The following is a 13,846-nucleotide window of genomic DNA, read 5'->3' as shown; positions in this document are numbered from 1 at the left end:
AGAATGCAACTTTTTGTTTTTGAGATAAATTAGTACTTTGTACGAAAATTATTTGCAAATAATTTGCTGCTATTCCCAACCTTTTTCAAAATTTAAACATCTTTAGATTAAAACTCATTTTATGAAAAAAATATTATTTGTACTACTGCTATTTTCTACAGCTCTTTTTGCACAGCAAAATGACAAAAAATGGAAAAAAGTAAATGAACTTGAAAACGAAGGCAAAATAAAATCAGCAAACGAAGCTGTTGCTAAAATTTATAAAAAAGCGGTTTCAAAAAAAGACGAAGTTCAAATGATAAAATCTTTTTTTTATCAGTCTAAGTATTTACAAGTGGTGGATGAAAATGCAAAAACTAAAATTTTAAATAATCTAAAAAAAGATATTTCCCGCGTTTCAATTCCTTCAAAAGCAATCTTAAATCTTATTTATGCTAAATGTCTAAATCATTATTCTAATTATGACGAAGCTGCTTTCATTATTGACAGTGCAGCTGCGGTGGTAGACAGTGCCGCATCGACAATAGATACTGCAGCTGTTGACGGAATCGCAGTTGTTGATACGACTTCGGCTGTTATTGACATTCCTGAAGAGGAAGAAGCTAGTATTAATTTTACTTCCGAAAAAGAAGTAATTGCTATTTTTGATAAAACGTTAGAAAATGAGGCTATTCTTAAAACAACACCTTTAGCAAATTATCAGGCTATTTTCGAATTTCTAACTTTAGAAAAAATCAAAAATGAAAACTTATATGAGTATTTACTAAAGGAAAATATCGATTTTTTTACCTCAAAAATAAAAAGATGGGAAATCGACAATAGCCAGATTGACAAGTATTCGAATGAATTATTAGGAAATTCTGACACTTTTTTAACGCTCGATCTTAATTTTATAACCGAAGAAAATTTCAGAAAGGTTTTGGCTCTTTATCAAAAGTCAGAATTAAATAATCCTTCATTAGAAAATCGATTTAATCGCATTGAGTTTATCAGTGGCTTTCTAACGAATTCAAAAGATGATCTAATGACCGTCTTGAATGAATTAGAACAAAAATCTACCGATAAGCTATTAACTCAAAAAATCTTATTCAAAAAAGCAACGATATTACACGAACAGGCTTCAAAACAATTGCATCCAACTTATAATATTGATGCTGTAAAAATATTAGACCAAATTGAAAAACTGGACAATGAGTCTAACACCGCAAAAAAAGCGCAACAGGCAAAAAGACAAATTGTATGGAAAACGATGCAAGTTCAGATGGAAAAATACATTTACAATAATGAAAACACCAGAGCTTTTATAACCTATAAAAACTTAAATCGTTTAAACATTTCTTTTTACAAAATAGATTCTAAAAAGCTACAGGAAATAACAAATGCAAGATATCTAGCTGACAGTCTTACAGATGCTTTCATAAAAAATCGAACTAAAATTGCATCAAAAGAATATGAATTTCAAAACAAAAATGACTTCTTTGAATATACTACTGAGGTTCTTTTACCAAAATTAGAAACTGGAATTTATTTAGTTTATTTTGAAAGTGATTCCGAAGTAGATGGACAGAAAGCATTTGCCTCTGAAATTATTACCGTTTCAAATCTTAGTGTATTGGCTTATAAGGAAATCGGTAAACAAATTTTTCAGGTTTTGGATCGAAAAACAGGTAAACCTCTTGAAAATGTTAACATAAAAACAAAAAATTATACTTTAAAAACAGATTCAAATGGTTTAGCTACTTACACTGGCACTAGCAATTACAGATATAACGACAAAACCGAATTTTCAATACAAAATGACACTATCATTCCAGAAGAAAATTATGTTACATATGCAGAACACTATAAAAAAGACGAGGATAAAACTTTAAATGGAAAAGTTGAGTTTTATCTAGATCGTGCCATTTATCGTCCGGGGCAAAAGGTTTATTACAAAGGTATTGCCTTTCAAAAACAGAATAATAAAACGAACGTAGTTGCTCAAACTTCTTTTAAAATAACTATAAAAGATTCCAATTATCAGAAAATCAAAGAATTTGATGTTATAACAAATGAATTTGGTTCCTTTTCAGGTGAATTCGATTTGCCTAAAAACGGATTAACTGGCTATTTTAATATAGAGGCTGAGAAACCTGATAATGCAACTAAACCAAGTTCAGTATTCTGGGATAATGTTACATTAGAAAACTCCGAAACGAGTTTTAGCGTTGAAGAATACAAACGCCCAAAATTTAAAGTAGATTTTGATGCTAAAAAAGAAAGTTATCAAGTCAATCAATCTGTTAAAGTAAAAGGAACTGCGAAAGCTTTTGCAGGAAGCAACATTTCTGATGCTAAAGTTACGTATACAGTTACGCGCTATTTAAGTTATTTTAGAAATTATTACGGTCAGGAGCAAAATGAAATTATAGCTACTGGAGAAACTACTACAGACGCTTCTGGAAAATTTGTCATTGATTTTGTGGCGCAACCTTCCACAAATGCCGTAAAAGAGCAATTGCCTGTTTTTAATTATAGAATTAATGCAACTATTACTGATATTAACGGCGAAACACATTCTTCTGAAACTATAATAAAAGTAGGCTATCATGATTTGATCCTTAATGCTGGTGTACCCAATAGCATCAATACAAAAAATAAAAATAAAATCACGCTTACGAGTACCAATTTGAACGGAGAATTTGTTGCGACAAAAGGAGAAATTAAATTGTATTTTATGAATACTTTTAAGAATAAATTCAAAAATCCAATCTTTGAAAAACCAGAAATCGAAACAATTTCAGCATCCGAATTTGAACGACTATTTCCTTATGAACAAAGGCAAAATGAGTTTGCAGAAAAAACAAATGATGTTCTAGTCTTTTCTAAAAAAATTGATACTGAAAAAGAAAAAACTCTAGCACTTGACTTTATTTCAAATTACAAATCAGGAAATTATAAAATTGTTTTTTCTTCAAAGGATTCATTTAATAATCTTATAGAAGCGGTTTCAGTTTTCCAAATTAAACAAAGTAAAGACAAATTTGATCCCGGAAAATTATTTACTGCAACACAAATAAATGCCGATCCTAAAAAAGATGGCTTTATAGAAGTCCAATTATCTTCTGTAATTCCAGAGCTTTATATTATGGCAAGCGGCAATTACGAAAATAAAAGGTATTTTGAAAACACGTATCATTTAGAAAATAACCAAATGACAATCAAAATTCCGTTACAGAAAGAATTCGAAAAATCGGTACGCCTGGGTTTTGAAAGTATTTTTGAAAATGAAATTTTTGTAGATGAAATAGAAAGCACTTTAAAAACTGACGAATCTAAACTAGAATTATTGGTAGAAAGTTTTAGAAATAAAATTGAACCTGGAAACAATGAAAAATGGTCGTTTAAATTAAAAAACACTAATGCAAACGCCGAAGCAGAAGTATTGGCCTCAATGTACGACAGCTCATTAGATCAATTTACCCAAAAAGACTGGCAAAACTTAATTATAGATCAATATCGTTACAATAGTGCAAATTTCAGATCTGGAATAGGTTTTGAGAAAAGCTACACTTCTATCAGAAATCTAAATGAATTGCAACAAGAAATTAAATTTCGAAACGAAGAAACAAAATTAAACTGGTTCGGATTTGATTTTACTAACAGTACATATGGTTATGCAGCTGTAACAATAATGGATCTAAAAGATAAAAAAGTGGGCAGTGAAATGATAAAAGGAGAGGCTGATGCGGTCATGGCTGCTAGCGCACCTCCACCAGCTGGAGCTCCAAATGAAGAAGTTCAACAAGACAACGCTGTTTACAATTATTCATCTAGTGATAAAAAAGCTAATTCAGTAAAATTTGTTAAACCAGTCATTAGAGGCTTAAGCTCAACCGTTGGCGGAACATCTATGTTGTATGTCGTCGATGGAGAAGTTTCATCAGAAAGTGCAGTAAACGTTATAAATCCAGCAGATATCCTTTCTGTTGATGTTTTAAAAGACGCTAAAGCAACTGCTCTTTATGGAAGCAAAGCCGCAAATGGCGTTGTCATCATTACAACCAAAAAATCACTCGAAGCTCTAACCCAAGTAAAAGCCAGAAAAAACCTTTCTGAAACGGCTTTCTTTTACCCTCACTTAAAAACAGATTCAAAAGGAAAAGTAAGTTTCAATTTCACTTCTCCAGAAGCTTTAACGGCTTGGAAGCTTCGTTTGCTGGCGCATAATAAAGATGCGGTTTCAGGTTATTTGGAGAAAAGTGTTGTGACCCAAAAAGAATTGATGGTTTTGCCAAATTTTCCACGTTTCTTTAGAGAAAAAGATACGATTGTAATTAGTGCTAAAATCTCAAATGTAACCGCTGAAGCGAAAACCGGAATTGCAAGTCTACAGTTTTTTGATGCTGTAACCATGCAGCCAATTGATGCGAAAATGCTCAACGCAAAAAACATTAAAAACTTTACGATTTCGGCATACGGTAACACAACTGCAAATTGGAAAATTACAATTCCAGAAGGATTGCAAGGCATTCAATATAAAATAGTAGCCAAATCTGGTAATTTTTCGGATGGAGAAGAAAGCATTCTTCCTGTTTTAACGAATAATATGCTGGTTACAGAAAGCATTCCGATTTGGGTTCGTGAGAATTCAACGAAAGAATATACGTTTGAGAATTTAAAGAATAATAATTCGTCCACTTTAAGAAATCATCAGTTTACGTTAGAATACACCTCTAATCCGACTTGGATTGCCATTCAATCATTGCCGTATTTAATGGAATACGAACATGAATGCGCCGAACAGACTTTTGCCCGTTTTTATGCCAATGCGTTGGCTTCTGAAATTATTTCGAGTAATCCGAAAATTGCCAATGTTTTTGATGATTGGAGAAAAAATGGAAAACCAATTTCTAAACTGGAAGAAAATGAAGAATTAAAATCATTGATTTTAGCCGAAACGCCTTGGTTAAAAGATGCTCAAACCGAAGACGAAAAGAAAAAAAATCTGGCGCTATTATTTGATTTAGATAAAATGAAAACTTCTCAGGAAGCGACTTTCGAAAAATTAAAACAAAAGCAAAAACCGTCTGGCGGATTTGTATGGTTCGGCGGCGATTATGAAAGTGAATATATCACGAGACATATTTTAGCAGGTTTAGGTCATTTGGAAAAACTAAGTAAAACCAGCACTGCAAAAACTGATGATATTGCCAAAACAGGAATTCCGTTCTTAGATGGCAAATTTTTAGAATATCATAAAACAAGAACCCAAAACTTAAAAGCAAGCGATAAATTAATTTGGATTAATCCGTATTCTGATTTGCATTATTTGTATACCAGAAGTTTTTATTTAGAAAAATATCCTTTGTCGGATACTTTGAAGAAAACAGCAAAAGTATATCTGGAAACCGCTAAAAAAGACTGGCTGAATTATTCTGTTTATGAAAAAGGTTTAGCTGCTTTGACTTTGAATCGTTTTGGAGAAAAAGAAAGCGCTAAAAAAATTATTGAAAGTTTAAAAGAAACTTCATCCAATAATGAAGATTGGGGAATGTATTGGATTGCCAATAAATCGGGTTGGTATTGGTATCAGGCACCAATTGAAACTCAGGCATTATTAATTGAGGCTTTCGCCGAAATTAGCAACGATAAAAAATCTGTCGATGCAATGAAAGTCTGGTTATTAAAAAACAAACAAACCAAAAACTGGCCGACAACAAAATCAACAACCGAAGCGATTTATGCATTATTGATGCAAGGTACCGATTGGCTTTCGGTAAAAGATAATACGATTATAAAATTGGGAGATGAAAAAATCATTACCAAAAAACTAGCCGAAAACGAAAAAGAAGCCGAAACAGGATACATCAAACTAAACTGGAAGGCTGATGAAGTGAAAAAAGAAATGGCTTCAATCCAAATTCAAAACAAATCGCAAGTTCCAGGTTTTGGAGGTGTTTATTGGCAGTATTTTGAAGATTTGGATAAAATAAAAACCAATAAAGGTGCTGTTCTATCGGTTTCAAAAGAATTGTATTTGAAGAAAAATACTTTAAAAGGAAATGAATTAGAAAAAATAACGCCTAAAAACCCATTAAAAACTGGAGATTTAGTAACCGTGAGATTAATTATTTCTTCTAAAGAAGATGTAGAATATATTCATTTGAAAGATATGCGCGCTTCTTGTTTTGAACCTGTAAATGTACTTTCACAATATCAATACAAAGATCGTTTAGGATATTATATCAGTACAAAAGATGCTGCAACACATTTCTTCTTTGATCAAATCAATAAAGGAACGTATGTTTTAGAATATGATATAAGAGTAAATAACAGCGGAGAATTCTCGAACGGAGTTACAACAATTGAAAGTATGTACGCACCAGAATTTACAAGTCACACAAAAGGGATTAGAGTTAAAGTGAATTAAAAAGTTCGCCACGAATTCACGAATTATTTTTAAAATCTATATGCATAGATTATATTAATTCATGAATTCGTGGCGAAAAAAATTACACCAATAAAAAACCTACTTATTTACATCAATTTCTAAAATACGTTTTTTTAGATTAGGGAAATTCGTCAATCATCTACAAAAAAATCCGCCACGAATTCACGAATTTCATTTAATTAATTCGTGAATTCGTGGCGAAAAAAATTACACTAATAAAAAACCTATTTATTTACATCAATTTCTAAAATACGTGTTTTAGATTAGGGAAATTCGTCAATCATCTACAAAAAAAATCCGCCACGAATTCACGAATTTTATTTAATTAATTCGTGAATTCGTGGCGGAAAAAATTACACTAATAAAAACCTATTTATTTACATCAATTTCTAAAATACGTGTTTTAGATTAGGGAAATTCGTCAATCATCTACAAAAAAATCCGTCACGAATTCACGAATTTCATTTAATTAATTCGTGAATTCGTGGCGAAAAAAATTACACCAATAAAAAACCTACTTATTTACATCAATTTCTAAAATACGTTTTTTAGATTAGGGAAATTCGTCAATCATCTACAAAAAAAATCCGCCACGAATTCACGAATTTTATTTAATTAATTCGTGAATTCGTGGCGGAAAATCTAAAAATTAGAATTATTTATTAATCGTCAATTCGTCGATGATGTTTTTAGCTCCAGCGTATTTGTCTATAATCCAAAGTACATAACGAATATCTACGTTGATTGTTCTTTGTAAATTAGAATCAAAAATTACGTCTCCAGCCATTGCCTCGATGTTTCCGTCAAAAGCAATTCCGATTAATTCTCCTTTTCCGTTCAAAACTGGCGAACCAGAATTTCCTCCTGTAATGTCATTATCAGTTAAAAAGTTTACTGGCATATAACCTGCTTTATCAGCATATTGACCGTAATCTTTTTTCTTGTTCAATTCTAACAAACGAGATGGTAAATCAAACTCAGCGTCTCCTGCTTTGTATTTTTTCACCATACTTTCCATTGTAGTATAGTTATTGATTTTTGCATCGTTACGAGGGTCTGTAGGTAAAGCGCGAACTTTTCCATAAGTCAATCTCAATGTAGAATTGGCATCTGGATATTGAATTGCATTCAATTTTGATTCTCTTAAACCTTCTACCAATTTACGGTAAGCAGTTGCAAAACCATCATCAGCTTTCGCTTGATCATCTGTTTTAGAACGGTATTTTGTCAATAAATCATTAGAAATAATATACAACGGATCGTGTACAATTGCCAATGGTTTTGGATCTGCTAAAAATGCTAATACTTTTTCTTTATTTGTAAAATAACTAATCTCAGTTGCTTTTGCTACGTCTGCAGTAAAATCACCATTGTTAGCCGTTTTCATTTTTGCAATTTCTGGAGCAAGTCCGTACTCTGCAGCTTTTGAAGCGTATAAATTTAATTGCGCTGTTAAAACATCTTTTTCTAATGGAGCGTAAAATTCACCATAGATAGACTCAACCATTGCATTGATTTTAGGAAGCATTTCAGCTTTTTTCGCATCATTTTCTTTGTAGTAAGCAATTAAAGCGTTCCCTAAATTAGCTGGTCCAGTTGCGTAGCTTGAAGTACGTAAAAGCTGCATCAAATAGTTATCATGACGCGCTTTTAAGTTTGTTTCTCTGTAATAATCGTTAATTGTCGGAATTACATTTTCGTATTTCTCTTTGTTAGCAGGTTTACTTGCCCACTCATAAAATTTATCTTCCTGTGCCGCTTTTGTATCAACAGTTCCTGCTTTTGTTAAAGCATCGATCATTCCTTGACGGTTTTTCCAGTAGTTTGCAGTCGAAGCATATTTAGAAGCGTACTGTAAACGAACAGTTGCATCTTTATCCATATGTTTTTTCATTGCGTCCATTCCAGTTTTTGCACCTTCAACCCACGCAGGATAAGCATATTTAATGTTTTGCTCAATTCCGCCAGCTGGCATCCAACGGTTTGTTCTACCTGGATAACCTAAAATCATAGCAAAATCATTTTCTTTAACACCTTTTAAACTTACAGGTAAGTAATGTTTTGGTTTTAAAGGCACATTGTCTTTAGAGTAAGCAGCAGGATTTCCGTCTTTGTCAGCGTAAACTCTAAACATAGAGAAATCTCCCGTTTGGCGAGGCCACTCCCAGTTATCTGTATCTCCACCAAATTTACCAACACTTTCAGGCGGTGTTCCCACTAAACGAACATCTGTATAATCTTGGTAAACAAAATAGTAATATTCATTTCCTTGAAAGAAAGGACGAACAGAAACAGTGTATTTTCCGTTTTCGCTGTTTTCTTTTTCGATCAAAGCGATTTCTTGCTGAATAACTTTGTTTCTTTCTGTTTCTGTCATAGTATCGTTTACTTTAGACAAGATTCTTTTAGAAACATCATCCATACGCACGAAGAAACGAACGTATAAAGATTTTGGTTTCATTTCGGCGCTTTTATCTTTTGCCCAGAAACCATCTTTTAAATAGTTTTGTTCTGCAGACGAAAGTTCTGCAATTGCGTTGTAACCACAGTGATGATTGGTTAAAACCAGTCCGCTGTTAGATACAATTTCTGCAGTACATCCACCATTGAATTGTACAATTGCATCTTTCAAACTATGATTATTGATACTGTAAATTTCTTCGGCTGTCAATTGCAAGCCCATTTTTTCCATATCTCTATGGTTCAATCTTTCGATAAACATCAAAAACCACATTCCTTCGTCGGCTTTTACCGGAAGAGCCACAAGGCACATGGTCAAGAATAAAATTACTTTTTTCATGTTATTTTGTTTAAGTGTTGCGAATATAGCGCATTTTAGCGTTTGTTTTAGCCAAATAATGTTAAAACAGAAATATATAAAGTAGCTTAGATGCCGATTTTACGAATTCAGCAATAATTAATCTAAAAAAACGAAATCTAGTGTTTATTAAAAATAAATAAAATCCTACAATTTTTAAATTTAATAATTTAGAATTAACAACTTTTGTATCAATATTATCGCTTCATTGTTAAAAATAAACATACACTTTTTCTTATATTTTTGACCTTATACATTTGCCGCAATATTTAAAATAATTTAAAATGAAAAAATTACTTTTACTAGTTGCTCTATTTGTAGCAACTGTATCAAATGCACAAAAAGGATCGATTTTATTGGGTGGAAATGTGGGATTTAGTTCAGAAAAAATTGGAGAAAACAAAACAGAATCTTTCGAATTTTCACCAAAAGTCGGATACCAATTTGCTGAAAAATGGACTTTAGGGGTTGAAGGTTCAATCCTTAATTTTAAAGAATCTGGAGAAGAAAGAGAAGAAGCATACCGTATTGGTGCCTTTACACGTTATTCTATCCCACTTTCTGACCTGTTTTCTTTCTATGCCGATTTAGGAGCAGGATACCAAGAAAGAAATATCGATAAAACAAAAGGTGTTTATGCTAGTTTAACACCCGCTTTATTTATTAATATGAAAAGAGGATTTGGTCTTAATTTCTCTATTGGAGGAATTGGTTATGATAATTTAAGTGGAAAAGGAACTTCTAGAGAAGAAAGATTAGGATTTAATTTTGGAAAGACCGTAAACATCGGAATCTCTAAAAACTTTGGATTATAATGATTTTGGATTTTCGTTAAAAAGTAAAAATCCAAACTACTTTTTGTATTCTGCACAAAAAGTAAAAACCCGACAATAAAATTGTCGGGTTTTATATTTTTATAGAAAAATCTTTTCTTATTCGTTAAGCATTTTCCACAGTTTATCTTTTAAATCTGTCAAACCTTGTTGTGCAACAGACGAAATAAACATATAGGGAACATCTTTAAAAGAAACATCTAATTCTGCTTTTAGTTCTGCTTTTAACTCATCATCTAGCATATCGCATTTTGAAATAACGACAAGACGTTCTTTATCCAGCATTTCAGGATTATATTTAGTCAATTCGTTAACTAAAATATCGTATTCTGCTTTAATATCTGGTGTATCAACAGGAACTAGAAACAATAGAGTCGAGTTACGCTCAATATGACGCAAGAAATAGTGCCCAAGACCTTTTCCTTCTGCAGCACCTTCAATGATTCCCGGAATATCTGCAATTACAAAAGACTGAAAATCTCTGTAGGCCACAATTCCTAAATTTGGTTTTAAAGTCGTAAACGGATAATCTGCAATTTTTGGTTTTGCAGAAGTCAATACAGATAGCAAAGTAGATTTTCCTGCATTTGGAAAACCAACCAATCCAACATCGGCAAGAACTTTAAGTTCCAGAATAACGTCCATTTCTACACCCAGCAAACCTGGCTGTGCATAACGTGGTGTTTGGTTGGTAGAACTTCTAAAATGCCAGTTTCCTAAACCTCCCTTTCCTCCTCTTGCCAGAATCTGTTTTTCTCCGTGTTCTGTAATTTCAAAAAGTGTTTCTCCGGTTTCTTTGTCTTTTACAACTGTTCCAAGAGGCACTTCGATAATTTTATCTTCTCCGTCTGCACCGGTACTGCGGTCTCCTCCACCGTCTCCACCGTGCCCTGCTTTTATATGACGAGCAAATTTTAAATGAAATAATGTCCAGAGTCCTTTATTCCCAACTAAATATACATGTCCTCCTCGACCTCCATCTCCTCCGTCTGGACCACCTTTTTCAATAAATTTCTCTCTATGTAAATGCGTAGATCCTTTCCCTCCTTTTCCGGACGAAACATATATCTTAACGTAATCTACAAAATTCCCTTCTGTCATTTTTTTTTGTTTATGTAAAAGTTTCAAGTTTCAGATTTAAAGTTTAAAGTTAAATGCCGTTACGCAAAACTTGAAACCTTAAACCTGAAACTTGAAACAAAATTCTCTACTCTTTAAGCGCTTTTACAAGCACTTTATCAATTTTAACACCGTCCATGTCGACTACTTCTAAAACGAATTTTTGCCACACTAATTTCTCACCTTCTTTTGGAATATGCGAAAGTTCGGTCATAATCATACCGCTTACGGTATTTACTTCGTAATCGTTTGTTAATTCGTCCAATTCGAAATACGTCAAGAAATCGTGCAACGAATAATGTCCATCAACAAGCCAAGTTCCGTCTTCTCTTTCTATTAACTGAAATTCGTCTTTGTAAAATTCTGAGGCATCTCCAACCAAAGCTTCCAAAATATCATTCAAGGTAATCAAACCTTGAAAAACGCCGTATTCATCTGAAACTAATGCATAATGAACACCTGTTTTCTTGAAATTTTCCAACGCTTTATAAGCTGTTGTCTGTTCCATCAAATAAGGCGCGTCTGTCGTTATTTTGGATAAATCGAAATTATCGTTTTCAATATTGGCAAAAATATTTTTCAAGGTGACAACCCCAACAATATCATCGTAGTTCTCATTGTAAACTGGATAAACAGCATGTAAATCCTGAATTACTAATTCTTTTATTTTTGCTCTATTTTCTTTTAACGGAAGCATATCTACCGATTTGCGATGCGTCATTAACGAACTCACTTTTCGGTCACCAATATGGAAAACACGCTCAACAATATCCTGCTCAATTTCTTGAACTTCTCCTACTTCTGTTCCTTCTTTAATAATGGCTTTAATTTCTTCTTCGGTCACTTTTCCGTCAGCAGTTGGTTTTATTTGAAGAACATTCAATAAAAAATCTGTTGAAGTAGTTAATAGCCAAATAAAAGGGGCTGTAATGATCGAAATCACTTTCATTGGCATCGCTACCATTTTCGCAATTGCTTCTGGATAATTTAATCCAATTCGTTTTGGAAGCAGTTCTCCTAAAACTAATGAAAAGAACGTTAAGACAACTACCACAATTCCTACTGCAATTGAATGTGCATATGGTTTTAATGCAGCAAAACCTCCGACAAAAATCTCAACATCTGCCGTGATTTTATCGCCAGAATAAATACCGGTCAAAATTCCGATTAAGGTAATTCCGATTTGTACAGTAGATAAAAATTTGTTTGGGGAATTGGCTAAATCGAGTGCTGTTTTAGCACTTTTGTTACCTTTTTTCGCCGCTGTTTCCAGCCTGTTTTTACGGGCCGAAATTAACGCGATTTCAGACATGGAGAAAACTCCGTTTAATAGTATTAGAAAAAATATTATTAGTATTTCCATTTTTAAGTTTAAAGTTAAAAGTCAAAAGTTAAATGTTTTTCAGAACTTCTTTCAAATTTTCTTCTAACATTTAACTTTTAACTTCAAACAGGTTTTTTTTACAAATTATCTATAACTGATGTTAATCGCTCTGTAATTTGTTCAATTGTTCCAATACCGTCTACGGCATGAAACTTATTTTGCTCTTTGTAATATCCAATTAACGGAGCTGTTTTTTCGTTATATTCCTGATATCTCACACGAATTTTTTCTTCGTCTTGATCATCGGCTCTTCCGCTTGTTTTTCCTCTTTCTAACAAACGAGCTACCAAAATTTCGTCATCAGCTTCTAAAGCAATTGTTGCTGTTACGCTTGACCCAATTGTTGGTAAAAATTTATCTAAAGCTTCTGCCTGATTGATTGTTCTTGGGTAGCCGTCGAACAAGAATCCTGCTGTATCTGGATGTTTTTTAACCTCATCAATTAACATTGCAGTAGTTACTTCGCATGGAACTAATTCTCCATTGTCCATAAAAACTCTTGCTTTTTTTCCTAGCTCAGTATCATTTTTTAAATTAAAACGAAAAATATCTCCAGTCGAAAGGTGTGTTAAATTGTATTTTTCTTTTAAAAATTCTGCCTGAGTTCCTTTTCCCGCACCAGGCTTTCCAAATAAAACGATGTTAATCATAATTGAAATGAGTGTTGTTACTTCTTTTTTCAGAAGTTTTTAAAATGAATATTAGTTGTGTTTGTTATTCTGCTAATTTATACACTTCGGTTAAATTTCGTCCTAAACCATCGTAGTCTAAACCATATCCTACAATAAATTTGTTCGGAATACGAATTCCGACATAGTCTATTTTAATATCTTTTTTATATGCTTCTGGTTTAAAGAATAATGTTGCAATTTTAAAATGCTTTACATTTTGTGCTTTAAACAAATGCTTCAATTCTTCGATCGTATTTCCTGTATCGATTATATCTTCAATAATTACAACCGTTCTATCAGTTAAATCCTGATTGATTCCGATTAATTGTTTTACAGATTCTGTCGATTCGGTTCCTTCATACGAAGCCATTTTAATAAAAGAAACCTCGCAATTTTTTTTGTACTTCTTTAAAAAATCTGACACTACCATAAAAGCGCCATTCAAAACCCCAATAAAAATTGGCGTATCATCTCCAAAATCATCTTCTACCTGAGCCACCATTTTAGTTAAAGCAAAATCAATTTCTTTAGCCGAAATAAACGGAACAAATTGTTTATCGTGAAGTTGTATCATTATTTTTCTTTTTA

Annotated in this window: 7 protein-coding genes; 2 read left to right on the top strand and 5 right to left on the bottom strand. The window is 32.6% G+C overall.

The features are described from left to right. Positions 1-121: 121 nt before the first annotated feature. On the top strand, positions 122-6,412 hold the full coding sequence (locus tag EG814_RS12630; protein WP_125722302.1) for an alpha-2-macroglobulin family protein: 6,291 nt from the start codon (positions 122-124) through the stop codon (positions 6,410-6,412). A gap of 676 nt (positions 6,413-7,088) precedes the next feature. On the opposite strand, the gene EG814_RS12625 is transcribed toward EG814_RS12630, so the two are convergent. Then, positions 7,089-9,233 (bottom strand): S46 family peptidase, encoded by a 2,145-nt coding sequence (locus EG814_RS12625; protein ID WP_125722301.1) that lies wholly within the window; start codon positions 9,231-9,233, stop codon positions 7,089-7,091. A 302-nt stretch (positions 9,234-9,535) separates the two neighbouring features. Here EG814_RS12625 and EG814_RS12620 point away from each other — a divergent pair, with 302 nt between their 5' ends. Next, positions 9,536-10,066: an outer membrane beta-barrel protein gene (locus tag EG814_RS12620; RefSeq protein WP_125722300.1), complete on the top strand. Its 531-nt coding sequence runs from the start codon at positions 9,536-9,538 to the stop codon at positions 10,064-10,066. A gap of 117 nt (positions 10,067-10,183) precedes the next feature. Here the strand turns inward: EG814_RS12620 and obgE are convergent, their stop codons facing one another. The 4 genes from obgE to hpt all read right to left on the bottom strand — a co-directional run bounded on the left by obgE (position 10,184) and on the right by hpt (position 13,832). Further along, on the bottom strand, positions 10,184-11,185 hold the full coding sequence (gene obgE, locus EG814_RS12615; RefSeq protein ID WP_125722299.1) for a GTPase ObgE: 1,002 nt from the start codon (positions 11,183-11,185) through the stop codon (positions 10,184-10,186). A 106-nt stretch (positions 11,186-11,291) separates the two neighbouring features. Beyond that, positions 11,292-12,566 (bottom strand): hemolysin family protein, encoded by a 1,275-nt coding sequence (locus EG814_RS12610; protein WP_125722298.1) that lies wholly within the window; start codon positions 12,564-12,566, stop codon positions 11,292-11,294. Between the two features lie 98 nt (positions 12,567-12,664). Continuing rightward, a complete protein-coding gene (locus tag EG814_RS12605; RefSeq protein WP_057114947.1) occupies positions 12,665-13,237 on the bottom strand; it encodes an adenylate kinase in 573 nt (190 codons plus the stop codon). Between the two features lie 64 nt (positions 13,238-13,301). Then, positions 13,302-13,832, bottom strand: a complete 531-nt coding sequence (hpt, locus tag EG814_RS12600; RefSeq protein WP_125722297.1) for a hypoxanthine phosphoribosyltransferase — start codon at positions 13,830-13,832, stop codon at positions 13,302-13,304. Positions 13,833-13,846: the final 14 nt, after the last annotated feature.

Source organism: Flavobacterium ustbae, from assembly GCF_003946915.1.
Classification (GTDB): domain Bacteria; phylum Bacteroidota; class Bacteroidia; order Flavobacteriales; family Flavobacteriaceae; genus Flavobacterium; species Flavobacterium ustbae.
This window is presented reverse-complemented; position numbering and strand designations above follow the sequence as displayed.